25 protein-coding genes are annotated in these 26,105 nt (G+C 74.5%); 9 read left to right on the forward strand and 16 right to left on the reverse strand.

Annotation, left to right across the window (positions count from 1 at the left end):
- Positions 1-43: 43 nt before the first annotated feature.
- Entirely contained in the window at positions 44-877 is an 834-nt protein-coding gene (locus ACWPWV_RS17625) for a DNA-formamidopyrimidine glycosylase family protein (RefSeq protein ID WP_454044200.1), read from the forward strand.
- 36 nt (positions 878-913) lie between these two features.
- On the opposite strand, the gene ACWPWV_RS17630 is transcribed toward ACWPWV_RS17625, so the two are convergent.
- From ACWPWV_RS17630 to ACWPWV_RS17645, 4 genes are all read right to left on the reverse strand, one after another.
- Positions 914-1,255, reverse strand: a complete 342-nt coding sequence (locus tag ACWPWV_RS17630; RefSeq protein WP_454044201.1) for a helix-turn-helix domain-containing protein — start codon at positions 1,253-1,255, stop codon at positions 914-916.
- Positions 1,256-1,616: 361 nt separating this feature from the next.
- Positions 1,617-2,126 carry a CinA family protein gene (locus ACWPWV_RS17635; protein WP_454044202.1) on the reverse strand — a complete coding sequence of 170 codons (510 nt, stop codon included), beginning with the start codon at positions 2,124-2,126 and terminating at the stop codon, positions 1,617-1,619.
- Positions 2,123-2,743 carry a CDP-diacylglycerol--glycerol-3-phosphate 3-phosphatidyltransferase gene (gene pgsA / locus ACWPWV_RS17640; protein WP_454044203.1) on the reverse strand — a complete coding sequence of 207 codons (621 nt, stop codon included), beginning with the start codon at positions 2,741-2,743 and terminating at the stop codon, positions 2,123-2,125. Before pgsA ends, ACWPWV_RS17635 begins: the two co-directional genes overlap by 4 nt.
- Before the next feature lie 64 nt (positions 2,744-2,807).
- A complete protein-coding gene (locus tag ACWPWV_RS17645; protein WP_454044204.1) occupies positions 2,808-5,654 on the reverse strand; it encodes a DNA translocase FtsK 4TM domain-containing protein in 2,847 nt (948 codons plus the stop codon).
- Between the two features lie 73 nt (positions 5,655-5,727).
- On the opposite strand from ACWPWV_RS17645, the gene ACWPWV_RS17650 reads away from it, so the two are divergent.
- On the forward strand, positions 5,728-6,618 hold the full coding sequence (locus ACWPWV_RS17650) for an MBL fold metallo-hydrolase (RefSeq protein WP_454044205.1): 891 nt from the start codon (positions 5,728-5,730) through the stop codon (positions 6,616-6,618).
- A gap of 27 nt (positions 6,619-6,645) precedes the next feature.
- Here the strand turns inward: ACWPWV_RS17650 and ACWPWV_RS17655 are convergent, their stop codons facing one another.
- Entirely contained in the window at positions 6,646-7,056 is a 411-nt protein-coding gene (locus ACWPWV_RS17655; RefSeq protein WP_454044206.1) for a hypothetical protein, read from the reverse strand.
- 122 nt (positions 7,057-7,178) lie between these two features.
- Here ACWPWV_RS17655 and ACWPWV_RS17660 point away from each other — a divergent pair, with 122 nt between their 5' ends.
- Complete coding sequence (locus ACWPWV_RS17660; RefSeq protein WP_454044207.1) at positions 7,179-7,763, forward strand: TetR/AcrR family transcriptional regulator; 585 nt, start codon at positions 7,179-7,181, stop codon at positions 7,761-7,763.
- Between the two features lie 19 nt (positions 7,764-7,782).
- Here the strand turns inward: ACWPWV_RS17660 and ACWPWV_RS17665 are convergent, their stop codons facing one another.
- The 3 genes from ACWPWV_RS17665 to dapA form a co-directional block, all read right to left on the reverse strand.
- The gene (locus ACWPWV_RS17665; protein ID WP_454044208.1) at positions 7,783-8,535 is read right to left on the reverse strand and encodes a DUF4328 domain-containing protein; all 753 of its coding nucleotides are present in this window, start codon (positions 8,533-8,535) and stop codon (positions 7,783-7,785) included.
- Between the two features lie 96 nt (positions 8,536-8,631).
- Positions 8,632-10,317, reverse strand: a complete 1,686-nt coding sequence (locus ACWPWV_RS17670; RefSeq protein WP_454044209.1) for a ribonuclease J — start codon at positions 10,315-10,317, stop codon at positions 8,632-8,634.
- Between the two features lie 51 nt (positions 10,318-10,368).
- Positions 10,369-11,295, reverse strand: coding sequence for a 4-hydroxy-tetrahydrodipicolinate synthase (gene dapA, locus ACWPWV_RS17675; protein ID WP_454044210.1), 927 nt, complete (start codon positions 11,293-11,295; stop codon positions 10,369-10,371).
- Between the two features lie 94 nt (positions 11,296-11,389).
- Between dapA and ACWPWV_RS17680 the strand changes: the two genes are divergently transcribed.
- The 6 genes from ACWPWV_RS17680 to ACWPWV_RS17705 all read left to right on the forward strand — a co-directional run bounded on the left by ACWPWV_RS17680 (position 11,390) and on the right by ACWPWV_RS17705 (position 15,817).
- Positions 11,390-12,874, forward strand: a complete 1,485-nt coding sequence (locus tag ACWPWV_RS17680; RefSeq protein WP_454044211.1) for an NAD-dependent succinate-semialdehyde dehydrogenase — start codon at positions 11,390-11,392, stop codon at positions 12,872-12,874.
- Between the two features lie 158 nt (positions 12,875-13,032).
- The gene (locus tag ACWPWV_RS17685; protein ID WP_454044212.1) at positions 13,033-13,689 is read left to right on the forward strand and encodes a TIGR00645 family protein; all 657 of its coding nucleotides are present in this window, start codon (positions 13,033-13,035) and stop codon (positions 13,687-13,689) included.
- Entirely contained in the window at positions 13,686-14,411 is a 726-nt protein-coding gene (locus tag ACWPWV_RS17690; protein WP_454044213.1) for an AzlC family ABC transporter permease, read from the forward strand. Before ACWPWV_RS17685 ends, ACWPWV_RS17690 begins: the two co-directional genes overlap by 4 nt.
- Positions 14,411-14,731 (forward strand): AzlD domain-containing protein, encoded by a 321-nt coding sequence (locus ACWPWV_RS17695; protein ID WP_454044214.1) that lies wholly within the window; start codon positions 14,411-14,413, stop codon positions 14,729-14,731. Before ACWPWV_RS17690 ends, ACWPWV_RS17695 begins: the two co-directional genes overlap by 1 nt.
- A 25-nt stretch (positions 14,732-14,756) precedes the next feature.
- Positions 14,757-15,266 carry an N-acetyltransferase family protein gene (locus tag ACWPWV_RS17700; RefSeq protein ID WP_454044215.1) on the forward strand — a complete coding sequence of 170 codons (510 nt, stop codon included), beginning with the start codon at positions 14,757-14,759 and terminating at the stop codon, positions 15,264-15,266.
- Between the two features lie 92 nt (positions 15,267-15,358).
- Positions 15,359-15,817 carry a hypothetical protein gene (locus ACWPWV_RS17705; RefSeq protein ID WP_454044216.1) on the forward strand — a complete coding sequence of 153 codons (459 nt, stop codon included), beginning with the start codon at positions 15,359-15,361 and terminating at the stop codon, positions 15,815-15,817.
- 19 nt (positions 15,818-15,836) lie between these two features.
- Here ACWPWV_RS17705 and ACWPWV_RS17710 read toward each other — a convergent pair whose 3' ends face one another.
- The 8 genes from ACWPWV_RS17710 to ACWPWV_RS17745 form a co-directional block, all read right to left on the reverse strand.
- Positions 15,837-16,343, reverse strand: coding sequence for a tetratricopeptide repeat protein (locus tag ACWPWV_RS17710; RefSeq protein ID WP_454044217.1), 507 nt, complete (start codon positions 16,341-16,343; stop codon positions 15,837-15,839).
- Positions 16,340-17,083 (reverse strand): 4-hydroxy-tetrahydrodipicolinate reductase, encoded by a 744-nt coding sequence (gene dapB, locus ACWPWV_RS17715; RefSeq protein WP_454044587.1) that lies wholly within the window; start codon positions 17,081-17,083, stop codon positions 16,340-16,342. The genes ACWPWV_RS17710 and dapB overlap by 4 nt, the downstream gene beginning before the upstream one ends.
- Positions 17,084-17,273: 190 nt before the next feature.
- The gene (locus tag ACWPWV_RS17720) at positions 17,274-18,605 is read right to left on the reverse strand and encodes a M16 family metallopeptidase (RefSeq protein WP_454044218.1); all 1,332 of its coding nucleotides are present in this window, start codon (positions 18,603-18,605) and stop codon (positions 17,274-17,276) included.
- A 1-nt stretch (position 18,606) separates the two neighbouring features.
- Positions 18,607-20,856 (reverse strand): polyribonucleotide nucleotidyltransferase, encoded by a 2,250-nt coding sequence (locus ACWPWV_RS17725; protein ID WP_454044219.1) that lies wholly within the window; start codon positions 20,854-20,856, stop codon positions 18,607-18,609.
- A 291-nt stretch (positions 20,857-21,147) separates the two neighbouring features.
- The gene (rpsO, locus tag ACWPWV_RS17730) at positions 21,148-21,417 is read right to left on the reverse strand and encodes a 30S ribosomal protein S15 (RefSeq protein ID WP_251150682.1); all 270 of its coding nucleotides are present in this window, start codon (positions 21,415-21,417) and stop codon (positions 21,148-21,150) included.
- A gap of 275 nt (positions 21,418-21,692) precedes the next feature.
- Positions 21,693-23,636: a peroxidase family protein gene (locus ACWPWV_RS17735; RefSeq protein WP_454044220.1), complete on the reverse strand. Its 1,944-nt coding sequence runs from the start codon at positions 23,634-23,636 to the stop codon at positions 21,693-21,695.
- A 186-nt stretch (positions 23,637-23,822) separates the two neighbouring features.
- Positions 23,823-25,415 carry a DUF6297 family protein gene (locus tag ACWPWV_RS17740; RefSeq protein ID WP_454044221.1) on the reverse strand — a complete coding sequence of 531 codons (1,593 nt, stop codon included), beginning with the start codon at positions 25,413-25,415 and terminating at the stop codon, positions 23,823-23,825.
- On the reverse strand, positions 25,412-26,101 hold the full coding sequence (locus ACWPWV_RS17745) for an ABC transporter ATP-binding protein (RefSeq protein WP_454044222.1): 690 nt from the start codon (positions 26,099-26,101) through the stop codon (positions 25,412-25,414). The genes ACWPWV_RS17740 and ACWPWV_RS17745 overlap by 4 nt, the downstream gene beginning before the upstream one ends.
- Between the last annotated feature and the right edge of the window lie 4 nt (positions 26,102-26,105).

Genomic DNA, 26,105 nt, shown 5'->3' on the forward strand with positions numbered 1-26,105 from the left:
AGGAGCCGGACGTCCCGGTCCCGGGCGGGGAGAGGAGGGACGCGTGCCCGAGGGTGACGTCGTGCGCCTGACCGCGACGCGGCTCGACGAGGCGCTCCGCGGACGTGAGATCGTGCGCTCGGAGCTGCGGTGGCCCAGCGCGGCCGAGCACGATCTCGTGGGCCGCACGGTGACGACCGTCGTCCCGTACGGCAAGCACCTGCTCATGCGGTTCGACGACGGCTGGTCGCTGCACACCCACCTGCGCATGGAGGGCGAGTGGCACGTCGCGCGCACCGGGACGTCGTCCGCGCGGGGCGCCGGGCCCACCGTGCGCGTCGTCCTCGCCAACGCGTGGTGGACGGCGATCGGCGTGCGGATCGGGATGCTCCACGTGCTCCGCACGACCGACGAGCACCGGGTCGTCGGTGCCCTCGGACCCGACGTCCTCGCCGACGACTTCCCCGAGCTCGGTGTGCACGAGGCCGTCGACCGCCTCCTCGCCGACGACGCCGTCGGCGGCCGGGGGCCTCGCCACCGCCCGGAACGGGTCGCGACGGGCGTCCCCGTGGCGGAGGCGCTCCTCGACCAGCATCTCGTCGCCGGCCTCGGGACGATCTGGACCGCCGAGCCCCTCCACGCGCTGGGGATCTGGCCGTGGACGCCGGTGCGGGACGTGCCCGACCTCGCGGGCCTCCTGCTCACGGCGCGCCGTCTGCTGCAGCACAGCGTGCGGAGCGGCTTCTCGCGCGGTTCGGGCTACGTCCGGCACGTCCACGGACGCGAAGGACGGGCGTGCCACACCTGCGGCACGCCCGTCGAGGTCGGTCGGGCGAACGAACCGCCCTACGACCGGCCGATCTTCTACTGTCCCGTGTGCCAGCGGCCGTCCGGGTGACGAGCGGTCGTCCGGTGCGGAGCGGACGACACGAGGTCAGCCGACCGGCTGCAGGTCCTCGCGGCGCGTCGTCCCGTCGGGGTGCTGGCGTCCGAGCACTGCCGTCGCGAAGTCCGCCGGGATCGTGTCCGGGATGAGCAGGCCCTCGGCGACGGCGATCCGGTCGCTGACCTCGCGCAGCACGAGCGACAGCGGGACGTCGAGCGCCTCGCAGATCGACCCGAGCAGCTCGGAGGACGCTTCCTTCTGGCCCCGCTCGACCTCGCTCAGGTAACCGAGCGAGACACGTGCGGCGGAGGACACCTCGCGCAGGGTGCGCCCCTGTCGCTGGCGAGCGTCTCGCAGCACGTCTCCGATCTCGCGTCGAAGAACAATCATCTGGCGGCCCCCTTCCGTGTCCCGTGCGCCCCCGGGAGCCGGCCGGGCTCCCACCTGGGTGCGCGAACTGTTGGTGCTCGTACGTACCCCGCGTGCGGGGGTCGTCCTACCGTACCCCGCTCGCTGCGCGCTGACGTCTCCGGCCCGGTTGCCGGGACGTCCTGGGGAGGCGGCGTCCGGACGGCCGACAGGTCGACTGGCGGTCCTGTTCGCGATCACGTGCTGTGCAACGCGCCGACGAGGGGTGTTGTTCCCGCCCGGGCGCGCGCTCCCGGACCGTCGGCGCCGGATTCACCCTCCCTCCACGGGGCGCACCCAGGAGCCTCGCGGGCGCGCAGGATTTCACCCCCTGCGGGCTCCTTCAGGCCGCTCGGCCCGGACCGCCGCCGGGCTCGTCGGCGTCTCCTGCCGTGAGGTGCAGGGCGAGCTCGAGCGCCGCGGCCACCGTCGCACGGCGCACCTCGTCCCGGTCCCCCGCTAGGTGCAGCGTGCGCACCGCGTCGCGCGTCGGCGTCCGCACCGCGACGTGGGCCAGACCGGGCGGCCGGCCGTCCTGCGGGTCCGGTCCTGCGACGCCGGTCGTCGCCACGCCCACGTCGGCGCCGACCGCGGCACGGACGCCCGACGCCATCTGCGCCGCGACGTCCGGGTCGACGGCGCCGCGGCGGGCCAGGAGGTCGGCGTCCACGCCGAGGAGCGACGCCTTGACGTCGGTCGCGTAGGCCACGACGCCCCCGCGCAGGGCGCGCGACGCGCCGGGGATCTCGACGAGCGCCGCCGCGACGAGCCCACCGGTGAGGGACTCCGCGGTGGCGACCGTCCAGCCGCGCGCCTCGAGCGCTGCCAGGAGGCGCGCCGCCGTCCCGGTCACCGGACGGTCGCGGCGTCCTGACCGCCGCCGGCGCGCGTGGCGCGGATCGCGTCCCGACGCAGCCGCCACCCCTGGTACGCGTACTCGACGCCCGTCACGACGGTCACGACGATCGCCGCCCCGAGCACGATCCACGCGACGACCTCGACCCACGAGGGCAGGTGGTCGAGCGGCAGGAGGAAGAGCGTGATCGCGACCGACTGGAGGACGGTCTTGAGCTTGCCGCCCCGAGAGGCCGGCATGACGGCGTACTTGAGCACCGCCAGACGCATGACCGTGATGCCGAGCTCTCGCGCGAGGACCACGACGGGCACCCACCAGGGCAGCACGCCGAGGGGCCACGCGAGCAGCACGAGCGCCGCTCCGATGAGGAGCTTGTCCGCGATGGGGTCGAGCAGCTTGCCCAGGTCGGTGACGAGGTCATAGCGCCGCGCGAGGTAGCCGTCGAGGCGGTCCGACGCCGCGGCCAGGACGAAGATCCCCGTCGCCACGAGCCGCCACGCGACGGACTCGCCGCCGTCGACGAGGAGCGCCCACGCGAAGACGGGGACGAGAAGGATCCGGACCATGGTGACGATGTTCGCGGAGTTCCAGGGTGACGGGACGTCGGTGACCACGCACCCAGCCTAGGCGGTCGCCGCCGGTGGGTCGGTACCGCGGGCAGAGCGCGGGACGGGCGGCTCAGCGCCAGCCGGACTCGACGTCCGCGCCGTCGTGGTACTCCTGGGCGACGGCCGGCATGTGCCCGTCGGTCCCGTCCGAGTAGTCGCGACCGGTCGGCGGGGCGGGCTGCGCCGGCGCGTCGGACTGGCCGTCGAACACCTCCTGCACGGGTTCGCCGCGGATCAGCGCGAGCGCCGACGGCAGCTCCTCCGGCGTGACGAGGACCTCGCGGGCCTTCGACCCCTCGGAGGGACCGACGATCTCGCGGGACTCGAGCAGGTCCATGAGCCGTCCGGCCTTCGCGAACCCGACGCGCAGCTTGCGCTGCAGCATCGAGGTCGAGCCGAACTGCGACGTGACGACGAGCTCCGCCGCCTGGAGCAGCAGGTCGAGGTCGTCGCCGATGTCCTCGTCGATCTGCTTCTTGGTCACGGACTGCGCGACGTCCTCGCGGTACACGGGCTTGAGCTGTGCCTTGACGTGCTCGACGACCGAGTGCACCTCGGACTCGGAGACCCAGGCCCCCTGCACACGCATCGGCTTGGCCGCGCCCATGGGGAGGAAGAGCGCGTCACCCTGCCCGATGAGCTTCTCGGCGCCCGGCTGGTCCAGCACGACGCGCGAGTCCGCGAGCGACGACGTCGCGAACGCGAGACGCGACGGCACGTTCGCCTTGATGAGACCGGTGACGACGTCGACCGACGGGCGCTGCGTCGCGAGCACGAGGTGGATGCCCGCGGCGCGCGCGAGCTGGGTGATGCGCTGGATCGAGGCCTCGACGTCGCGCGGCGCGACCATCATGAGGTCGGCCAGCTCGTCGACCACGACGAGGAGGTACGGGTACGTCGCGATCTTGCGCTCCGAGCCGGGGAGCGGCTTGACCTTGCCCGAGCGCACCGCGGCGTTGAAGTCGTCGATGTGCTTGTAGCCGAACGCGGCGAGGTCGTCGTAGCGGGCGTCCATCTCGCGCACGACCCAGTCGAGCGCCTCGGCGGCCTTCTTGGGGTTGGTGATGATCGGCGTGATGAGGTGCGGGATGCCCTCGTAGATCGTCAGCTCGACGCGCTTGGGGTCCACGAGCACGAGCCGCACCTGCTCGGGGGTGGAGCGCATGAGGATCGACGTGATCATCGAGTTGATGAAGCTCGACTTGCCGGCGCCCGTGGCGCCCGCCACGAGGATGTGCGGCATCTTCGCGAGGTTCGCGACGACGTAGCCGCCCTCGACGTCCTTGCCGACGCCCATGACCATCGGGTGCTCGGTGCGTCGCGCGGCGGACGAGCGCAGGACGTCGCCGAGGACGACCGTCTCGCGGTCCGTGTTGGGGATCTCGATGCCGATCGCGGACTTGCCCGGGATCGGCGCCAGGATGCGGACGTCGGCGCTCGCGACCGCGTAGGCGATGTTGTTGGACAGGGACGTGATGCGCTCGACCTTGACCTTGGGGCCGACCTCGACCTCGTACCGCGTCACCGTGGGACCACGCGTGAAGCCGGTCACCTTCGCGTCGACCTCGAACTGGTCGAACGTCTGCGTGAGCGCCTCCACGACGCGGTCGTTCGCGGCGGAGCGCACCTTGTGCGGGGCGCCCTTGACGAGGGAGTCCTCATTGGGCAGGAGGTACACGGTGTCGCCCTCGAGCATGGGCTGGACGCCCCGCGGCAGCGGCGCGCTCGGCGGTGGCGGTGCGGGGATGCCGCCCGGTCCGTCGTCGGGCGTGGCCGCGACGGCGCCGAGCCCGGCGGCCGCGGTGTCCTGCGCCGCGCCCGGCCCCGCTGCCGGTCCGACCGCCGGGACGGCCTCGGTCGGCGCGGTGCCCGGGGCGGGGTCGTCACCGCCCTTGCGGCCCTTGGCCCGTCGTGCGACGCCGTCCTCGTAGTCCAGGAACGCGGCCGTCTCGAACGCCTCGTCGCCGGCGAAGCCACCCTCCGGCTTCTCGATCTCCGCGGCCTCCGCGGCGCGCTGGGCCTTGGTCTTGCGCGGCTTGCGGGGCCGCCGGCCCGTCGGGACCCCGTCCTCGCTGCCGTCGTGCCGGGACACGCCCTCGGCGAGCGGGAGCCCGTCCGCGTCGGTCTCGACGTCCCCGGCGCGGTGGTTGCCCGTGAGCGTGTCGTAGACGCCGCGCAGCCGGCTCGGGATGCGGTGGACGGGCGTGGCGGTCACGACGAGGAGGCCGAAGAAGCCGACGAGCAGGAAGATCGGCACCGCGAACCACTCGGTGAGGCCGGTGGTGACCGGGGTGGCGACGAGATAGCCCACGATCCCGCCCGCGTCCTGCACGGCCGCGAACCCGTCGCGCGGTGCGGGGAGGTCCTCCGCGACGTGCACGAGCGAGCACACGGACACGACGATCAGCGTGAGGCCGATCGCGACGCGCGAGTTGGCCTGCGCGCGCTCGGGGTGGCGCATGATGCGCACGGCGAGCCACAGGAGGAGGACCGGGACCGCGACCCCGGCGAGCCCGAACGTGCCCGCGACGACGGCGTGCACGACGGTGCCGAACGTGCCGGAGATGCCCCACCACTCCCGGGCGGCGACGACGACCGCGAGGGCGAGCAGGAAGAACGCGACGCCGTCGCGCCGATGTGCGGGGTCCAGCTCTCTCGCTCCCTTACCGATCTTGCGGGTGACCGCCCCCACGCCGTGGGCCGCGCCGAGCCAGAGCCCGCGCAGCGCTCGCACGGGCCACGGGGGCTGCGACGCCGGTCGTCTCGCCGGCGCACGCCGGGTCGAGGTGCTCTGGCGACCGGTGCCCGCGCGCGCCGCTCCGCGGGCCGTGGACGAGCCGCCGCGCGACGCCGTCCGGGCGGTCGTGCTGCGGTTGGCCGCGGCCCGACGTGCTTGCGGGGACGTCCGGGTCGCCATAGTGGTCCTAACCTACCCGTGAGGGACGACACGGGCGGGGACGCGACGACGTGTGTCTGCGAAGGAGGTCGGGATGACGGGTCCGGCACGGGGACGCCCGGCACGCCCTCGTGCCCGGTCGCTCGTGGAGGTCGCGCCGGGCGTCCACGTCGCGACGTCGTCGATCTGGACGACGACCTCGACCGTGGTCGTGTCGCGCTCCGGCGAGGCCCTCGTCGTGGACCCCGGCGTGACCGTCGCGGAGTGCGCGGGGCTCGCGACCGCGATCGCGGAGCGCGGCTGGCGGGTCACGGCCGGTCTCTCGACGCATCCGCACTGGGACCACGTGCTGTGGCACCGTGACCTCGGGCGCGTGCCGCGGTGGGCGATGGCGCGGGCCGTGGCCGGGCTGGCGCGGCGTCGCGGCGAGGTCCTCGCGGCGGTCGAGGCGGACGCCCCGGGACACGACCCCGCGCTCGTGGGGGCGCTCGACGCGCTGCCGGACGGCCCGACCCTCCCGTGGCCCGGAGACCTTGGCCTCACACCCCCGGCGCCCGGCCCGCCTGCCGAGCGCGAGCGGCCCCGCGTCGTCGGGCACGACGCGCACGCCCCGGGCCACGCGGCGCTCGTCGTCGCGGGCGCGGTGCTCGCCGGGGACATGCTGTCGGACGTCGAGGTGCCGCTGGTGGACACGCAGGATCCCGACCCCGTGGGCACATACCGTGCCGCGCTCGACCTGCTCGAGGAGGTGGCCCGCGACGCGCGGGTCCTGGTGCCGGGGCACGGCTCCCCCGCCGCCGGGCGCCCTGCGGTCGCCCGCCGGTTCGCCGCGGACCGCGCGTACCTCGACGCGCTCGAGCGGGCGGCGTCGGACGGGCGCCCGGTCGCCGACGCCCGGCTGACCGGGTACGTCGCCGGCTGGCACGCCGAGCAGCTCGCCGCGCTGCGGTCACGGGACGGGAGCGGAGGCCCGGCACAGCGGTGACGCGCGGGCCGGCGTCGGCGGGCCGCCTCAGGCGAGGAGCAGGCCCACGCCGAGCGTCACGAGACCGGCCGCGAGGACCGCGGCCCCGACGGGCAGCAGCACGACGGCACGGTTCGGCGCGTCGCGGCCTGCACCGGCCGCCGACAGGAAGAACCCGGCGGGCATGACGATCGCCGCGACGAGCACACCGGTCGCCCCGAGCCAGCGCCAGAAGCCCGTGAGGTCCGTCGTCTCGGCGAGCAGGAGGCACACGAGGCCGAGGATGACGAGCACCCCGGCGTGCGCGTGACCGGCGCGGAAGAACGACGTCTGGAAGCCCGTGGCGGCGACCCTGCCGGTGACCACCCGCACGAGGAACGCGCCGCCGGACTCGATGCCGACGACGGAGAGGAGGACGATGCCGGCGGTGATGCGGGCGGCGTCGGTGAGCTCGATCACGAGGGGACCTCCAGGGTCGACGGGACCGCCGCGCGGCACGGCGCCCAGCGGGTCGAAGAGTTTGCGAACACCGTTATAGAACACCGTTCGCAAACCGGCGTCAAGGCCCCTAGACTCGTGCCGTGGCCCGACCCCGACTGCACGACGCCGCGCTGCGCGACCGGCTCCTCGACGTCGCGTCCCGCACGATCTCCGCGCACGGCGAGGCGGCCGTGACGGTCCGGTCCGTCGCGACCGACGCGGGGACCAGCCCGTCCGCCGTGTACGCGCTCTTCGGCAGCCGCGAGGACCTCTTCGCAGCCGTCTCCGCGGAGGGCTTCCGCCGCTTCGCCGCGCACCTGCGCGCCGCCGGGCGGACCGACGACCCGGCCGCTGACCTCGCCACGCTCGCCGTCGCGTACCGGGGCTTCGCCCTCGCGGACCCGCACTTCTACGCCGTGATGTTCGCGCGCGGCGTGCGTCCTGGCGGGGACGCCGACCGCGCCGTCGACGAGCCGACGTTCCTCGTCCTGCGCGACGCGGTCGCGCGCGTCGTGCCCGCCGCGCCGCCCCCGGCCGTGGAGGACGCGGCCCTCGGCCTGTGGGGCCTCGTGCACGGTCTCGTCTCGCTCGAGCTCGCGGGCCTCGTCCCGGGGGACGTCCCTGCGCGCGACGCACGCTACCGGGCGGCGGCGCTCACCGTCGGGCGCGCCCTCCTCACGCCCTGACGGGTCGTCCCGGCGGCCGTCAGGACACGGCCGCGGTCGTCGGGGGCGCGGCCGCCGCAGCCGCGCGCTGCCCCGCTGCGACCTCGCGGACGATCCGGGCCCACAGCACCGCGGCCGCGACGAACGCCGCTGCCCCGACGCCGTCGAGCACGGGCAGCGCGTTCCAGACGGCCGGCTCGGTCGACGACAGCACGCGTCCGGACAGCTGCGACGCGAACGCCGCGACGACCCACGCCGTCCACCACGCCACCGGTCCGGGCCGGCGGACGCGCAGGGTCGCGGTGCGGACGTCCCGGACGACCTGGTACGGGAACCACCACGACACGACCGGGAGCAGCCAGCCGAGCCACACCCACGTGCGCGACCGTGCGTGGCGCCAGCCCGGCGAGAGGTCCTCGGCCAGCACGCGGCTGCGCCACAGCCACACGATCGTGACGACCCCGGCCACGAGACCGGCGGCGAACATGGCGTAGGTGGTGGCGTCGTACGACGACAGCACCCCGAGGGACACAGGCAGCCCGGACCACGCGTCGTGCAGCGTCGCCACGACGGGGATCGAGAGCCCGAAGGCGGCGACCTGGGTGGCCGCGACGACCGCCGCGAGCGCGACCGACGCCGTCCCCCACGCCCGCGGCACCGGCCTCAGCACGGTCGACGCCGGCGGGTGTCCCCACCCGGTCGACGGCCCCGGACGTGCCCGCACGGGCCGCCCCGTGGCGCCGGGCAGGTCGGGGTGGCGCGGCTCGACCCCGACGGGGTGGTGGAAGGACACGGTCGGCCTCCTGGGCTCGGACGGAGCGCCAGGATAGGGCCGCGGAGAGCGCCTCGGGACCGTCGTCCACCGGACGACGGTCCCGAGGGACGGGGGCTAGGCCTCGACGACGACCGGGACGATCATCGGGCGGCGACGCAGGCGGTTCGACACCCAGCGGCCGATGACGCGGCGCATCACCTGCTGGAGCTGGTGCGTGTCGGTCGCGCCGCCCGCGATCGCGTCCTCGAGCGCCTGGACGACGTCGGGCCGGATGCCCTCGAACACCGCGTCGTCCTCGGCGAAGCCGCGCGCGAGGATCTGCGGCCCGGCGAGCACCTTCCCGGTCGCGGAGTCGACCACGGCGAAGACGGACACGAAGCCCTCCTCGCCGAGGATGCGCCGGTCCTTGAGCTCGGCGTCGGTGATCTCGCCGACGCTGGAGCCGTCGACGTACACGTAGCCGCACGGCACCGCGCCCACGACGGACGCCTTGCCGTCGACGAGGTCGACGACGACGCCGTCCTCGGCGAGCACGACCCGGTCCGCCGGGACCCCCGTGCGCACCGCGAGCGCCCCGTTCGCCACGAGGTGGCGGACCTCGCCGTGCACGGGCATGACGTTCTTCGGCTTGAGCACGTTGTAGCAGTAGAGCAGCTCGCCCGCGCTCGCGTGCCCGGACACGTGGACCTTGGCGTTGCCGCCGTGCACGACGCGTGCGCCGAGCCGCGTGAGCCCGTTGATGATCCGGAAGACGGCGTTCTCGTTGCCCGGGATGAGCGACGACGCGAGGATCACGGTGTCGCCCATGCCGACGGACACCTTGTGGTCGCCGTTCGCCATGCGGGACAGCGCGGCCATGGGCTCGCCCTGCGACCCGGTGCACATGAGGACGATCTCGTCGTCGCGCAGCGAGTCGACCTTCTTGAGGTCGATGAGCACGCCCGGCGGCACGTCGAGGTAGCCGAGCTCGGACGCGATCGTCATGTTGCGGACCATCGACCGCCCGACGAGCGCGACGCGCCGACCGTGGTGGTGCGCCGCGTTGAGCACCTGCTGGACGCGGTGCACGTGCGACGAGAAGGACGCGACGATGATGCGCTTCTCCGACTGGGCGAACACGTTGTCGAGCACGGGGCCGATCTCGACCTCGGGCGTGACGAAGCCGGGGACCTCCGCGTTGGTCGAGTCGACCATGAACAGGTCGACGCCCCGCTCGCCCAGCCGCGCGAAGGCGCGCAGGTCGGTGATGCGGCCGTCCATGGGGAGCTGGTCCATCTTGAAGTCGCCCGTGTGCAGGACCGTGCCGGCACCCGTGGTGACGGCGACCGCGAGCGCGTCGGGGATCGAGTGGTTCACGGCGACGAACTCGCACCCGAACACGCCGAGCTGCTCGACCTGGCCCTCCTTGACGACGAGCGTCACGGGCGTGATGCGGTGCTCCTTGAGCTTCGCCTCGACGAACGCGAGCGTGAGCTGCGACCCGACGAGCGGGATGTCGCGGCGCAGGCGCAGCAGGTACGGGACGGCGCCGATGTGGTCCTCGTGCCCGTGGGTGAGCACGATCGCCTCGATGTCGTCGAGACGGTCGGCGATGTAGTCGAAGTCCGGGAGGATGAGGTCGACGCCGGGCTGGTTGTCCTCCGGGAAGAGCACGCCGCAGTCGATGACGAGCAGGCGCCCGTCGTACTCGAGGACGGCCATGTTGCGCCCGACCTCGCCGAGCCCGCCGAGGGCGACGATGCGCAGCCCTCCGGCCGGGAGCTCGGGAGGCAGGGAGAGTTCGGGATGGGGGTGGCTCATGAGGCCTCCTGTCGTGGCTGAGCCGATGGATCGATGTCTGGTGGTCGCGCGCTACCGCGCGACCGGTGCCCCCGCGGGGAGCAGCCCCGCGGCCGCGAGGGCGTCGCGAACGATCGCGACCTCCTCCTCGCTCGCCGCGACGTTGGGCAGGCGCAGGTGACGGTTGTCGGCGAGGCCGAGCAGCTCGACCGCCGCCTTGGCCATGACGGCCTGGAACCCGGCGCCGTTGAGCGCGTCGATGACGGGGACGGTGGTGAGGAAGACGTCCAGCGCGCCGGCGTGGTCGCCCGCGTCGAACCGGCGCACGACCTCGGCGAACCGCGACCCGACGACGTGCGACGACACCCCGACGACCCCCGCCCCGCCGTGCGCGAGGAACGGCAGCAGCAGGGTGTCGTCCCCGCTGTACACGGCGAGCCCCGTCGAGGCGGCGAGCGTGGCCGCCGCGTACACGTCGCCCGAGGCGTCCTTCGTCGCGACGACCCGCTCGTGCGCGGCGAGACGGGCGTACGTCTCGGCGGCGAACCGCACCGCGGTGCGACCGGGGACGTCGTAGAGCATGACGGGCAGGTCCGTGGCGTCCGCGACCGCCACGACGTGCCGGTAGAGGCCCTCCTGGCTCGGCCGGGAGTAGTACGGCGACACGACGAGCAGTCCGTCGGCGCCCGCCTCGGCGGCCTGCTCGGCCATCCGCAGCGCGTGGTCCGTGTCGTTGGACCCGGCCCCCGCGACGACCGCGGCCCGGTCGCCCACGGCCTCGACGACGACACGGACGAGGTCGGCCTTCTCGGGGGCGTGGGTGGTCGGGGACTCGCCGGTCGTGCCGTTGAGCACGAGGCCGTCGTTGCCGTCGTCGACCAGGCGCTCCGCGAGGCGTGCCGCCGCCTCGAGGTCCACGGTCCCGTCGGTCGTCATCGGCGTGACCATGGCGGTGAGGACCGCGCCGAAGGGGCGCGCAGGCGTGGCGGGAAGGACCATGTGCACAAACTACCGTGCCACCGGTCACCGGGGGCGCGCCGGACCACGTGGCGCCCGGGTGCGTCGGTCCCCGGTCCAGGGCGATACTCGGACCATGTCCCGCCCGGCGTCGGTGTCGCACCTGTCCCCCGCGCTGGTCGCGCACGTGCCCACGGGCCTGCTCGTGGACGGCCGCTGGGGCCCCGCCGAGGGCGGGCGCACGTTCGAGGTCGAGGACCCGGCGACCGAGGAGTCGCTGTTCGACGTGGCCGACGCGAGCCCGGCGGACGCCCTGCGAGCCCTCGACGCCGCGCACCGGGCGGCCCCCGCCTGGCGGGCGACGCCCCCGCGCGAGCGCGGCGAGGTCCTGCGCGCCGTCCACGACCGGCTCGTCGCGCGGGCCGACGACGTCGCGGCCCTCATCACCGCGGAGTGCGGCAAGCCGCTCGCCGAGGCCCGGGCCGAGGTGCTGTACGGCGCCGACTTCCTGCGCTGGTACTCCGAGCAGGCCGTGCGGGCGGACGGGCTCGTGCGCACGGCCCCGGCCGGCGGCAACCGGCAGCTCGTCCACCGCCGTCCGGTCGGGCCGGCCCTGCTCATCACGCCGTGGAACTTCCCCATCGCGATGGCCACGCGAAAGATCGGCCCGGCGCTCGCCGCCGGGTGCACGGTCGTCGTCAAGCCCGCGCGCCTCACCCCGCTCACGACGGCGCTCGTCGCGGAGGTCGTGCGGTCCGAGCTCGCGGACCGCGGCCTGCCCGCGGGGGTCGTCAACGTCGTGCCGTCGTCGCGCGCGGCCGACGTCAGCGAGCCCCTGCTCGCGGACCCGCGCCTGCGCAAGCTGTCGTTCACGGGCTCGACGGCCGTCGGACGGACCCTGCTGGAGAAGGCGGCGCAGCAGGTCCTGCGGACCTCGATGGAGCTCGGGGGCAACGCGCCGTTCCTCGTGTTCGCCGACGCCGACCTCGACGCCGCGGTCGAGGGTGCGCTCGTCGCCAAGCTGCGCAACGCCGGCCAGAGCTGCGTCGCCGCCAACCGCTTCCTCGTGCAGGACGCCGTGGCGCGCGAGTTCGCGCAGCGTCTCGCCGCCGCGTTCGAGGACCTGCGCGTCGGACCGGGCGCGGACGACGGCGTGCAGGTCGGGCCGCTGATCGAGGAGAAGGCCGTGGAGAAGGTCGACGAGCTCGTCGGCGCGGCGGCCGACGGGGGTGCCCAGGTCCTCACGGGAGCGACGCGGCCCCGCGACGTCGGCCACTTCTACGCGCCCACGGTCCTGTCGGGCGTGGATCCCGACGCGCGCGTGGTCACCGAGGAGATCTTCGGCCCGGTGGCCCCCGTGGTCGCGTTCGGGGACGACGACGAGGGCATCGCGCTCGCGAACGCGACCGAGTACGGCCTGGCCGCCTACGCGTACACGACCTCGCTCGACCGCGCGGTGCGCGTCTCGGAGGAGATCGAGGCCGGGATGATCGGGGTCAACCGCGGCATGGTGTCCGACGCGAGCGCACCCTTCGGCGGGCTCAAGCAGTCCGGCCTCGGGCGCGAGGGCGGCGAGGCCGGGCTCGAGGAGTTCCAGGAGACGGTGTACGTGGCGCTGTGACCGGCGCGCCCGCTGCCCGGCGGGCTCAGCGCGCGCCGGGGCGGACGTCCGGGACGGTCGACCTGACCGTCGTCGGCCGTTGGTAGCCTGACGCCCGCCCTGCCTCGCCGAGCGCAGTGCGCCCCCGCGCCGTCCGACCCCCCGGAGAGACCGAACCCGTGCCCGTCGCACCTGCCCCGACCGCTCCGAGCCTGCCGTCGCCCAGCGCGCGCGTCACCGCCGTCGGCTACATGATCTTCGCGTCCCGCTGGCTCCAGGCGCCGCTCTACTTCGGTCTCATCGTCGCGCAGGTCGTCTACGTGTGGCAGTTCCTCAAGGAGCTGTGGCACCTCATCGTCGGCGGCTTCACGGGCGAGCACGTGGTCGAGGACCCCGAGACGCACGAGATGGTCGCGCACGTCTTCGGCGCCGAGGAGATCATGCTCGCGGTGCTCGGCCTCGTCGACGTCGTGATGATCTCGAACCTGCTCATCATGGTCATCGTCGGCGGGTACGAGACCTTCGTCTCCCGCATCCGGCTCGAGGGTCACCCCGACCAGCCCGAGTGGCTGAGCCACGTGAACGCGAACGTGCTCAAGACGAAGCTGGCCATGTCGATTGTGGGCATCTCGTCCATCCACCTGCTCCGCACGTTCATCGAGTCCTCGAGCGGACGCATCCCGGACGACGTCATGCTGTGGCAGGTCGTCATCCATCTCGCCTTCGTCGTCTCGGCGCTGGCCCTCGCCGCGATCGACCGGATGTCCCTCACGGCGCACCAGCGCGCGGCGAACGCCGCGGCGGCGGGCGAGGGCCCCGCGGACCCGCACCCGTGACCGAGCCGGAGGGGGTGGAGGAGGCGGTCGAGGCCGCCGTCGAGGACGAGGTCCGCGGCGCCGTCCGGCAGGCCGTGTCCGTCTCGGTGGCGACCGGGCTCTACGGCGTCTCGTTCGGTGCGCTCTCCGTCGTCGCCGGGCTCGACGTCGTGCAGACCATGGCGCTGAGCCTGCTCATGTTCTCCGGCGGGTCGCAGTTCGCGCTCGTCGGCGTCGTCGGCGCGGGCGGTACCGCGGCCGCGGCGATCACCACCGCGGGCCTCCTCGGCGTGCGCAACAGCCTGTACGGCGCACAGCTGGGGCCGCTGCTCGCGCTGCGCGCGTGGCAGAAGGTCCTCGGCGCGCAGCTGACGATCGACGAGTCCGCGGCCGTCGCGACGGCGCAGCGCTCGCGCCGCGCCGCACGCGTCGGATTCTGGCTCACCGGGGCCGGCGTCTTCGTGCTGTGGAACCTCATGACGCTCGTCGGTGCGCTCGCCGGCGACGCGCTCGGCGACCCGCGCACGTGGGGGCTGGACGCCGCGGCCGGGGCGGCGTTCCTCGCTCTCCTGTGGCCGCGTCTCGCGACGCGGGCCGTGCAGCTCACGGTCGCGGCCGCGGTCGTCGTCTCCGTCGTCCTCATCCCGCTCGTGCCGCCGGGCCTGCCCGTGCTCGCCGCCGCCGCCACCGCGGTCGTCGTGGGTCAGGTCGACGCCCGGCGCCACCCGCGGAAGGAGTCCTGATGTCCCCCGCCACCGTCTGGTTCGTCGTCCTCGTCGCCTCGGCGGTCTGCTTCGCGCTCAAGCTCGCGGGCCATCTCGTGCCCGAGCACTGGCTCGCCGACGAGCGCGTCGCACGGACCGCGGCCCTCGTCACGGCGTCGCTCCTCGGGGCGCTCGTCGCCGTGCAGACGCTCGCCGCGGGGCAGTCGGTCGTCGTCGACGCGCGGCTGCCCGCGCTCGCGGTCGCCGCCGTCGCGCTCGCGCTGCGGGCGCCGTTCATCGTCGTCGTGCTGCTCGCCGCCGCGACCGCCGCGGGGCTCCGCGCCCTCGGGTGGGGCTGACCGTCCACCCGCCTAGGGTGGGTCCATGAGCCTCTTCCGCGAGACCGCCGACGTCTCCGTGCGACCCGCCGTCCCGGGCGACGACGTCGCGATGACCGCGATCCAGGTGGGCGCCTGGCGCGCGCACCACCGCGACGTGCTCGGTGACGACGTGCTCGACGCGCTCGACACCGTCCGCATGCGCGAGCAGTGGGCGGCCGCGATCTCGTCCCCGCCCGGCCCGGGCTTCGGCGTGCTGGTCGCGTGCGACGGCCCCGACGTCGTCGGGTTCGCGGCCGTCGCCCCCGGCCAGGTGCTCGCGCTCGAGGTCGAGCCGCGCCACCAGCGGGGCGGGCACGGCTCGCGCCTGCTGTCGGCCGCCGTCGACCGGCTCCGGCGCGACGGGTCGAGCGAGGTCGTCACGTGGGTGCTCGACGGCGACGCCGGCCGGGAGGAGTTCCTCGCGGGGGCGGGCCTCGGTCCGGACGGGCGCACCCGCACCCTCGCGACCGGCGTGCGCGACGTCGTCGAGCACCGGTGGGTCGCGGAGGTCTGACGCAGCGCGCGCGGTCGAGCGACCCACTTCGTCACACGACGGTGACACGGTCGTGACCCACGGCGTCCGACCCCCTGCGAGGATCGACCGCCATGGGCCTCCTCACCGACTACTTCACAGCCGAGGGCGACGAGCGCGCGGCGAGCGTCGCCGTCGAGGGTCCTCGCGCGGTCGACCCCGCGACGATGCGGCGCACCTTCGCCGCCGTCGAGCTCCCGGGCATCGACCCGTTCGTGGTGCTCGGCACGCTGACGAGCCTCCTCGTCGACCGGCCGTACGCGGAGGTCGTCCGCCACCCCCGGCACGGGACGCTCGTCGCGACCGCGGGCGACGAAGGACCGTGGGTGGTCAGCGTGTCCGAGGAGCTCGTGGCCGCGCTCGCCGCCACCACGTCGACCGCGCTGGACCGGCTCGCCGTGCGGTGGGCCGCGACGGCCGAGCTCGCGGGCTCGGACCCCGGCGACCTGTCCGCTGCCCTCCACGAGCTGGCGACGCTGTGCGTGCGCGCCGACGACACCGGGCACCGCCTGTACTGCTGGACGAGCCTCTGAGCGTCGGCCCGGGAGCCCGTCAGCGGGGGCGTGCGCGGTACAGCCTGGCGGCCGAGCGCAGCGCCTCGCGGGCACGCCGCCGGTCGCCCGAGGCGTCGTACGCGAAGGCCAGGTTGTACCAGGCCTCCCAGCTCTCCGGGTCCGCCTCGACGGCCGCCCGGTACGGCGCGAAGGCCTCGTCCGCCGCGGCGCGGTCGATGCGGCCCCCCGGGGACCGCGGCAGGTCGTCGACGGGCAGCCGCCCGGAGCCCGCGAGCTCGTCGGCCATCCGCTGCACGGTCCCCGCGAGGAGGAACTCCTTGCCCACGAGCCCGACGACGAGGAGCGGCAGGACGAGCACGCCGGCACCGATCGCCATCGCGGCGGGCTCGCCGGTCCGGATCAGGGCGGCGGCACGGCCCGCGACCTGCCAGACGTAGAGGGCGAGCAGCGCGGTGACGACCACCGCGCCGACGACCGCCTTCCACGGACGGCGTGCCCGCCGTGCGACGGGACCGCTCGAGTCGTCGGGCCGAGCGCGGCTCATGCCAGGTCCAGCACGTTCTCGAGCCCGACGGTCAGGCCCGGGCGCGAGACGACCTCGCGCACGGCGAGCAGCACGCCCGGCATGAAGGACACGCGGTCGAACGAGTCCTGCCGGATGACGAGCTGCTCCCCCGGGTTGCCGAAGAGGATCTCCTCGTGCGCCACGAGCCCGCGCAGCCGCACCGCGTGCACGCGCACGCCGTCGACGTCGGCACCGCGCGCCTCCCAGCCGGTCTCCGTCGCGTCGGGAGCGGGCGCGAGCCCTGCGTCGGCACGGGCCGCGGCGATCGCCGCGGCGGTGTGGCGCGCGGTGCCCGACGGCGCGTCGACCTTGTCCGGGTGGTGGAGCTCGATCACCTCGGCCGACTCGAAGTAGCGCGCGGCCTTGGCCGCGAACGTCATCGCGAGCACCGCGGACAGCCCGAAGTTCGGCGCGATGAGGACGCCGAGACCGGGTCGCCCGTCCGCGGCGGCACGTCCGAGGTGCGCGACGAGGCGGCCCCGGCTCTCGTCGGTCCAGCCCGTCGTCCCGACCACGGCGTGCACCCCGGCGTCGACGAGGGCGTGGACGTTCGCCTCCGTCGCGGAGGGCACGGTGAAGTCGACCGCGACGTCGGCGCCGCCGAGCGTCGCGGCCGAGACCGTGTCGCCCGCGTCGAGGCGCGCGACGAGCTCGAGGTCGGGGGCGCCGTCGACCGCCGCGCACACCGTCGTGCCCATGCGGCCCGCGGCGCCGAGCACCGCGACCCGTAGCCGCCTGGAGGAGCCCTCCCCGACGGTGTCGTGCTCGGTGGTGCTCTGCCCGGTGGTGTTCTGCTCGCTCACGCCCGTCACCCTATCCGGCGGGTGGCGTCGGCCGGTCGGCGGGACGACGACGGCCGCCCCTCCGTGCGGAGGGGCGGCCGTGCCGTGGTCGACCGGGTGGCGGCGCTCAGTCGCCGAACGGGCCCACGCGGACCACGGAACGGGCGCGCGAGGCGAGCTCGCCGGCCAGCTTGCGCACGTCGTCCGCCGTGACCGACCGGATCGCGTCGAGCGACTCCTCGAGGCTCAGCAGCTCGCCGTAGACGAGCTCGGCCTTGCCGAGGCGGCTCATGCGCGAGCCCGAGTCCTCGAGACCGAGGACCAGGCCGCCCGCGAGCTGGCCGATGCTGCGGTCCAGCTCGGCGCCCGTGATGCCGTCGTCGGCGAAGCGGTCCAGCTCGCCGTGCAGCAGCGCCGTGACCTCGTCGACCTTCGACGGCGCGCAGCCCGCGTAGAGGCCGAACGTGCCGATGCCGCCGTGGCCGGACGCGAACGAGTACGTCGAGTACGCCAGACCGCGCTTCTCGCGGATCTCCTGGAACAGGCGCGAACTCATGCCGCCACCGAGGGCGGCGCTGAGGACCGAGAGGGTGAAGCGCCGGTCGTCGGTGGCGGACAGACCCGTCCCGCCGATGATGACGTTCGCCTGCTCGACCGTGCGCCGGATCGTCAGCTCGACGGCGTCGGCCCCCACGCCCGCGAGCGCGGGGTCGTGCGGGTCGCGTCGCGCGCGCGGGGCGGCGGACGCGTCGAGCGCCCACCCGCCGTCGCTCAGGGCCCCCGTCACCTGGTCCACGAGCACGTCGTGGTCGACGCCTCCCGCCGCCGCGACCACGAGGGTCTCGGGGCGGTAGTGCCACCGGTAGTGCTCCCAGACCGCGTCGCGCGGCACCGCGTTGATCGTGTCGGGCGTGCCGCCGATCGGCCTTCCCAGAGGGTGGCCGGCGAGGACGGCCGCCGCGAACTCCTCGTGCACGACGTCCGAGGGGTCGTCGTCGTTCATCGCGAGCTCTTCGAGGATGACGCCGCGCTCGGTCTCGAGCTCGTCGGCGTCGAGGCGCGCGGAGGTCACCATGTCCGCGACGACGTCGACCGCCATCGGGAGGTCGGTGTCGAGCACGCGCGCGTAGTAGCACGTGTGCTCCTTGCCGGTCGCCGCGTTGGCCTCGCCGCCGACGGCGTCGAACGCCTCGGCGATGTCCATCGCGGACCGGCGTGCCGTGCCCTTGAACAGCAGGTGCTCGAGGAAGTGGGTCGAGCCGAAGTGGCCGTCGGTCTCGTCGCGCGAGCCGACGCCCACCCACGCGCCCATCGTGGCCGAGCGCAGGCCCGGCATCGACTCGGTGAGCACGCGGACCCCGCCGGGCAGGACGGAGCGACGGATCGTCGCACCGTCCTGCCCGGCGGTCAGCTCGGCCCCGGCGCTGCCGGCGGGGACGAGCGGGAGGTCCCAGGGCACGTCAGGCGTCGCCGCCCTCGGTGGCCGGAGCATCCTCGGGAGCGCCGTCACCGGAGTCCTCGACGACCGCGTGCAGCGAGAGCTTGCCGCGCGGGTCGATCTCGCCGATCTCGACCTGGACCTTCTGGCCGATGGAGAGCACGTCCTCGACGTTCTCGACGCGCTTGCCGCCCACGAGCTTGCGGATCTGGCTGATGTGCAGCAGACCGTCCTTGCCCGGGGAGAGCGAGATGAACGCACCGAAGGACGTCGTCTTGACGACCGTGCCGACGAAGCGCTCGCCGATCTCGGGGACGTGCGGGTTGGCGATCGCGTTGATCGCCGCGCGGGCGGCCTCGGCCGAGGGGCCGTCGGTGGCGCCGATGTAGACGGTGCCGTCGTCCTCGATGGAGATGTCCGCGCCCGTCTCCTCCTGGATCTGGTTGATCATCTTGCCCTTGGGGCCGATGACCTCGCCGATCTTGTCGACCGGCACCTTCACGGAGATGACGCGCGGGGCGTTCGGGGACATCTCGTCCGGCACGTCGATCGCCTCGGCGAGCACGTCGAGGATCGTCAGGCGCGCGTCGCGGGCCTGGGTCAGCGCGCCGCCGAGCACCGAGGCGGGGATGCCGTCGAGCTTGGTGTCGAGCTGGATGGCCGTGACGAACTCGCGCGTGCCGGCGACCTTGAAGTCCATGTCGCCGAAGGCGTCCTCGGCTCCCAGGATGTCGGTGAGCGCCGCGTAGCGGGTCTCCCCGTCCACGGTGTCGGAGATGAGGCCCATCGCGATGCCCGCGACGGCCGCGCGCAGCGGCACGCCCGCGTTGAGCAGCGAGAGCGTCGAGGCGCAGACCGAGCCCATCGACGTCGACCCGTTGGAGCCGAGGGCCTCGGACACCTGACGGATGGCGTACGGGAACTCCTCGCGGCTCGGCAGCACCGGCACGAGCGCGCGCTCGGCGAGCGCGCCGTGCCCGATCTCGCGGCGCTTCGGGCTGCCCACGCGGCCGGTCTCACCGGTCGAGTAGGGCGGGAAGTTGTAGTTGTGCATGTAGCGCTTGCGCGTCTCCGGGCCGAGCGAGTCGATCTGCTGCTCCATGCGGAGCATGTTGAGCGTCGTGACGCCCATGATCTGGGTCTCGCCACGCTCGAACAGCGCGGAGCCGTGCACGCGCGGGAGCACCTCGACCTCGGCCGAGAGCGTGCGGATGTCCGCGAGCCCACGCCCGTCGATGCGCACGCCGTCCGTGAGGACGCGCTGGCGCACGAGCTTCTTCTGCAGCGAGCGGTACGCGGCGGAGAGCTCCTTCTCGCGGCCGTCGAACCCGGCCTGGAGCTTGCCGACCATCTCGTTCTTGATCTCGTCGAGACGGTTCTCGCGGTCCTGCTTGTCCGCGATCGCGAGCGCGTCGCGCAGGTCCGTGGCGACCTCGGCCTCGACGGCGGCGAACGCGTCGTCCTGGTAGTCGAGGAAGACCGGGAACTCGCGGACCGGCTTCGCGGACTGCGCGGCGAGCGCAGCCTGTGCGTCGCACAGGGCCTTGATGAACGGCTTGGCCGCCTCGATGCCCTCGGCGACGACGTCCTCGGTCGGCGCGGCCACGCCCTCGTCCTTGATGAGGCCCCACGCGTTGTCGGTGGCCTCGGCCTCGATCATGGCGATCGCGACGTCGGTCGAGCCGTCCGCCGCGACGACGTTGCGGCCGGCGACGACCATGTCGAAGACGGCGCGCTCCTTGTCGGAGTACTTGGGGAACGCGACCCACTGGCCGTCGATCAGCGCGATGCGGACCGCGCCGACCGGGCCGGAGAACGGCAGGCCGGAGATCTGCGTCGACGCCGAGGCGGCGTTGATCGCGAGGGTGTCGTACGCGTCGTCCGGGTGGATCGCGAGGACGGTGATGACGACCTGGACCTCGTTGCGCAGGCCCTTGACGAACAAGGGGCGCAGCGGGCGGTCGATGAGGCGGCAGGCGAGGATCGCGTCCGTCGAGGGACGGCCCTCGCGGCGGAAGAACGAGCCGGGGATGCGGCCCGCGGCGTACATGCGCTCCTCGACGTCCACCGTCAAGGGGAAGAAGTCGAACTGCTCCTTGGGGTGCTTGCCGGCCGTCGTGGTCGACAGGAGCATGGTCTCGTCGTCGAGGTACGCGGCGACGGAGCCCGCCGCCTGACGGGCGAGGCGCCCGGTCTCGAACCGGACGGTGCGGGTGCCGAAGCGACCGTTGTCGATCGTGGCCTCGGCGAACTGGATCTCGGGACCCTCCACGGGTGCCCTCCTCTTCTCGAAGCGCCGCCCGGGTAGCCCTGTCGAGGGTTCCGGTCCGTGCCGCTCGCGCGCGTCTGGCGCGCAGAGGGCTCCGGTCGCGCTCGACGCTCGGCGGTCTTCGATCGAGGTCCACGGCGGTGCCCGTCCGTCGTCCGGGAGGACGACGCGCGACGGGGTCCGTGGGCCACTACCGAGGACCGAACGAGAGGCCGGCGGCGCAGTGGGTGTTCTACGGGTACATCTCACCAGACCAGCCCGGCCCCCGCAGGGGACCGGGCTGGAGAGGGTGGTTCAGCGGCGCAGACCGAGACGCTCGATCAGGCTGCGGTAGCGGTTGATGTCGACCTTCTGCAGGTAGCCGAGGAGACGGCGACGCTGGCCGACGAGGAGGAGCAGGCCACGACGGCTGTGGTGGTCGTGCTTGTGCTCCTTGAGGTGCTCGGTCAGGTCCTTGATGCGCTGCGAGAGCATCGCGATCTGGACCTCCGGCGAACCGGTGTCGCCCTCGCTCGTCGCGTACTCGGTCATGATGCGCTGCTTCGTGGCAGTGTCGAGCGGCACGGTTCTCCTTCGGGTTCGTTGCGCGGCGCGTCAGGAGGAACTTCCTGAGGCTCTCTGGATCCGCGGCCGATCAGACGGCGCATCGATCTTACCAGGTGGACGCCCTCGTCCGGTCCGGCGGCGTCCGGACCTGCGGCCGGCACGGACGGCACGGACGGCACGGACGGCACGGACGGCACGGACGCAGCACGACGGCGCGGCTCCCGCGAGGGACGCCGCGCCGTCGCGCCCGGTGGTCAGGCGGTGGTCGGGTGGTGGTCAGGTCGGCGGTCAGGTCACGGCGCGCCGTCGTGCCCGGCGGTGCCGCCGCCGCGGAACTCCCCCGCGGCGTCGGGCAGCACGCCCGCGAACCGCAGGACGTCCGGCAGCGTGAGGACGAGCGAGCCGTCCTCGAAGTGCACGCCCTGCGCGGGCGTCCAGTGGTTGCTCGCCCGGACGTACGACGTCTCGTCCTGGCGCAGCAGGTAGACGAAGGTCTCCGCCAGCACCCTGCTCCCCACGTCACCGAGGAAGCTCCCGTTGCCCTGGACCTCCGCCTCCTTGAGCACGTAGTACCACAGCGGCGTGCCGCCGTGGTCGCCGGTGCGCAGCGCGGCGAGCGCCTGCTTGACGTCGTCCCCCGCACGCTCCTCGAGCTGGGCGGTCGTGAGGGGCGAGACGCCGAGGGCGTTCGCCACGGCCTCGCCCGTCGGCAGCGCGAGCATGTAGCCGCGCAGGAGGTTGCGCTGGGCGAGCTGCTTCTGCAGGGCGCTCGCGGCGAGCTGCTGCGGGGTGTGCGCGGGCGGCTCGGCGGGCAGGACGCCCTCCTTGACGAGCGTCCCGAGGCTCGGCGCGAGGAACGTGTCGATCTTCTCGGCCATGCGGAAGGGCGACGCGTCGCCCTTGTCCACGAACCTCGCCCACTCGATCGGCCAGTTCGACGGGAGGGCCGGCCCGCCCGACGGACCCGGGAACAGGCTGCCACCGTTGCCCGTGAACTGGAACAGCTCGACGAGGCTCGCGTTGGCGGGCGGGGGTCCCGTGAAGTTGACGTTGAAGTCGTACGTGTCGCGGATCATCGAGTGGCCGAACCGGAACGCCGCGACGGCGAACTCGAGCGGCATCGAGATCGGGTAGCGCGGACGGAACACCGACGTGTCGCGGAGCAGGACCGCGTCGAGCACCCCGGGCTTCGTGAGCGTGCGCAGGTAGTCGTTGACGACGAGCCACTGGTAGTGCCACCGCACGAGCTGGCTCGCGCGCTCGAAGACGGCGCGCTCCCCTCCGACGCGGACCCACGGCTCGAACTCGCCCACCCAGTCGACGACGGCGTTGTGGAACCGGATCATCGCGAGGTGGAACTGCGCCACGACGAGGTTCTCGTCGTTGCGCCCGTCCGGGATGAGCGGAGCGCCGCCGTCGTCCCGCGGCAGGTCGCGCTGCGCGTCGTCCCCGGGCGCGACGAGCGTGAACGTCGGGCCGCCGGGGAACGCGACGGGCTCCGTCGCGATGCGGCCGAGCCGGAGCTTGGCCGACCCGGGCACGTACGACGCCTCGCTGCGCGTGGTGCCGACGCCCGGTTCCCCCTCGAAGACCGGTCCGCTGCCGTAGAGCGAGTCCAGGTTGAGGGCGGGGTGGCGGCCGTTGTGGAGCGAGCGGACGACGACCTTCGGGCCGAAGACCGCGAACGGGGACGCGTCGACGTCGCCCAGCGCCTGGTCGCCGCCGTCGCCGGTCGTCGTGTCCGGCCCGTTGGTGTTGAGCGTGATGTCGTGGTCGATGAACTGGCCCCAGTAGGTGTAGACAGCCGGGACGTGGGAGTTGAGGTCGACCGGCGGCCGCCCTGGCACGGGTCCCGGACGAGCCACCATGGCCGTGCCGAGGGCCGTGAGCGCCTGGACCGTGCTCGCCGTCGCGCCGTCGCCCGCCGGCAGGTGGAACGCCGGGAACCGGTCGGCGAGCTCCGGGAACAGGTAGTCGAACGCGGTCGTGGAGTCGTACCGGTGCAGCAGGTGGTCGCGGGCGACGGCCGCCTCCGCGGCGGGCAGGAGCGGCGCGTTCGACGACGCGGGGTCGACGTGCTCGTCGGTGGTGTCGTCGACGGCGGCCACGGTGGACCCGTGGCCGACGCTGCGCACCGTCCGGCCGATCGGGGTGGACGCCTGGTCGACCGCGTCGGGGGCGACGGCGTCGACCACGTCCTCGGCGACGGTGGCCGCCGGGTTCTGCTGAGCCTCCATGGCTCTGCCTCTCTGTGAGAGCGGGGTGAGAACACGTGCGGGCGGGTCCGGACCTGCCGGGCACCACGACCGCGACGGGCGCGTCACGCACGCATGACGGGCCTCACACGGAGAGGGAGAGAGCGCGCAGCCGTCCGTGACACGGTCGGGGCGCCGGCCGACGCCTCCGCGCCGTGCCGGCGGCGCCTAGCGCCGTCGCGGGGCGTGCGTCGCGATCGCCGCCGCCGCGAGCGCCGCGACCGCCTGCACGACGACGAGCACCGGGGTGACGACGCCCAGCAGCGCGGCGACCGTGAACGGCACGAGGCTCAGCAGGAGGAGGTCGGGGCCCTGCCGCGCCACCGACGCGGCGTTCAGGGGGAGCGCGCCCATGGGCGTCGCGAGCAGCGGTCCCGACCAGTCCGGCTCCGGCCGCAGCGCGCCGCGCACCGCTCCGGCGCCGCACCCGACGCCGACGAGCACGGCGAGCACGAGCCACCCCGGGGAGCCGGTCGCCAGGGCGACGGGCAGGAGAACGACGACGAGCGCGAGGGCGCTCGTGGCCGCGGGGACGACGAGGCGCACCGTCCGGACCGCGCGGGCGGACAGCGGCAGGGACGCGTCCAGGGCCGGCACCATCTCGGCGTGGCGCGCGCCGCCGGCGCCGAGCCCCGCCGCCCGCGCGCCCGCGACGGCGACCACGGCCACGAGGCCGGGCCCGGCCGCGAGCAGGGGCACCTGGTGCGCGAGCACGAGCAGCGCGACGAGCCCGACGAGCTGCGTCCACGAGGACGACGTGCGCACGAGCAGCGCGACGTCGGCGGCGACGACCGCGCTCCGGGGGCCCCGCACGGCACGGAACGACCGGCCGCGGCGCGGTCGGCGCGGCCGCGCACCGGCGTCGAGCGCACGCCCGAGGTCGCGCGGGTCCAGCGAGAGCAGCGCCGCACCCAGCCGGTCGGACTCACCGCTGCGGGCCGCGAGGACCGGCAGGCGGAGCCGGGCGACGCGCGCCGACCAGGCCGGGGCCAGACCTGCCGCGAGCACCGCGAGCACCGCCGCGAGAGCCGTGAGGGTGGTCGAGGGCCCGAGGACGGGCACGTCCAGCCCGGTGACGACGAGCACGAGCCCGAGGACCGGGACGCACGCCACGAGCGTGTCGCCCACGAGCACGGCCGTGCGCGAGCCCCGATGCTGGACGAGGCCCGCGAGGGACACCACCACGACGGCGGCCGGCGCCCCCACGAGGGCGGCGGAGAGCGCGCCGGTCGGCCCGGCCGCAGCGAGGAGCCCCGCGGCCGCACCGCCGAGCGCTCCCGCGACGACGGCCCATCCGGTCGCCGCGCCCACGGACGGCAGGAGCAGCCCGCGACGGTCGGCGGGCGTCGGCAGCCACCAGCGCACCCCGGCGGTCCCGACCCCCGCGGGGCCGAGCCGCGCCGCGGTCGAGGCCACCAGGCCGAGGAGCACGCACAGCACGAGCAGGACCACCACGCCCGGTGCCGGGGGTCGTGCACCGCCGGTCCAGGGATCGAGGTCCGCGCCCGGCGTCGCGCCGACGGTCCACGCCTGCTCGCTCGTCAGCACGTCTCCCAGGGCGGCGACGGATCCGCCGACGAGGACGCCGGCGAGCAGGACGGAGACGACGACGTAGGCGACGTCGACCAGGAGCTGGCCCGGCCCGCGCCCGGCACGCCGCGCGTGCCAGGTCGCGACACGGGCCGTGAGGCGTCGCAGCTCGCGGCCCGTGAGCTGCTCCTCGGGTGCCGTGCGCACGTCGGGAGCGCCGATCGACGTCATCGCACCGCCGTGAGGACCCCGGCGAGGTCGTCGCGTGCGACGTCGGTGCAGGCGTCCTCGCCGACGAGCAGGCCCCGTGCGCCCGTGCGCGCCGCGACCTCGGCGTCGTGGGTCGCCAGCAGCACGGCGACACCGCGAGCGGCCTCCGCGGCGACGAGGTCGGCCACGAGCCGGCGGGTCCCCGGGTCGAGACGCTGCTCGGGCTCGTCGAGCACGAGCACGTCTCGCGGGCGGACGAACGCGGTCGCGAGCAGCAGGCGCCGGCGCTGTCCGGACGACAGCTCGGTGGGTGCGGCGTCCGCGCGCGACGTGATGCCGAGCATCGCCATGACCTCGTCGACGGCGTCGCCCGCCGCCGCGACGCCGTGCCCGCGCGCGAGGAGCACGAGGTGCTCGCGCACGCTCAGGCCCGGGAAGTACGCGTCGTCGTCCCCCACGCCGGCGACGCGGGCGCGGAACGCGCGCTCGCGCTCGTCGACCGGTCGTCCGAGGACCTCGACGGTGCCGCCGAGCGCGTCGAGACGGCCCAGCACGGTCTTGAGCACCGTGGACTTGCCGCTCCCGTTCGGACCGACGACCGCGAGCACCTCCCCCGGCGAGAGCCTGAGGTGGACGGGGGCGCACACGGCGACGTCCCCGTACCCCACACGCAGGTCGCGCGCGACGACGGCCGGGTCCTCGCGCACGGGC

The organism is Cellulosimicrobium sp. Marseille-Q8652, assembly GCF_965112045.1.

Excerpts from the sequence above, each read along its gene's own strand:
- ACWPWV_RS17630 (WP_454044201.1), bottom strand. The coding sequence starts at position 1,255 with ATGATTGTTCTTCGACGCGAGATCGGAGACGTGCTGCGAGACGCTCGC.
- ACWPWV_RS17645 (WP_454044204.1), bottom strand. The coding sequence starts at position 5,654 with ATGGCGACCCGGACGTCCCCGCAAGCACGTCGGGCCGCGGCCAACCGC.
- ACWPWV_RS17650 (WP_454044205.1), top strand. The coding sequence starts at position 5,728 with ATGACGGGTCCGGCACGGGGACGCCCGGCACGCCCTCGTGCCCGGTCG.
- ACWPWV_RS17670 (WP_454044209.1), bottom strand. The coding sequence starts at position 10,317 with ATGAGCCACCCCCATCCCGAACTCTCCCTGCCTCCCGAGCTCCCGGCC.
- dapA (WP_454044210.1), bottom strand. The coding sequence starts at position 11,295 with ATGGTCCTTCCCGCCACGCCTGCGCGCCCCTTCGGCGCGGTCCTCACC.
- ACWPWV_RS17680 (WP_454044211.1), top strand. The coding sequence starts at position 11,390 with ATGTCCCGCCCGGCGTCGGTGTCGCACCTGTCCCCCGCGCTGGTCGCG.
- ACWPWV_RS17695 (WP_454044214.1), top strand. The coding sequence starts at position 14,411 with ATGTCCCCCGCCACCGTCTGGTTCGTCGTCCTCGTCGCCTCGGCGGTC.
- ACWPWV_RS17700 (WP_454044215.1), top strand. The coding sequence starts at position 14,757 with ATGAGCCTCTTCCGCGAGACCGCCGACGTCTCCGTGCGACCCGCCGTC.
- ACWPWV_RS17705 (WP_454044216.1), top strand. The coding sequence starts at position 15,359 with ATGGGCCTCCTCACCGACTACTTCACAGCCGAGGGCGACGAGCGCGCG.
- ACWPWV_RS17710 (WP_454044217.1), bottom strand. The coding sequence starts at position 16,343 with ATGAGCCGCGCTCGGCCCGACGACTCGAGCGGTCCCGTCGCACGGCGG.
- ACWPWV_RS17735 (WP_454044220.1), bottom strand. The coding sequence starts at position 23,636 with ATGGAGGCTCAGCAGAACCCGGCGGCCACCGTCGCCGAGGACGTGGTC.
- ACWPWV_RS17740 (WP_454044221.1), bottom strand. The coding sequence starts at position 25,415 with ATGACGTCGATCGGCGCTCCCGACGTGCGCACGGCACCCGAGGAGCAG.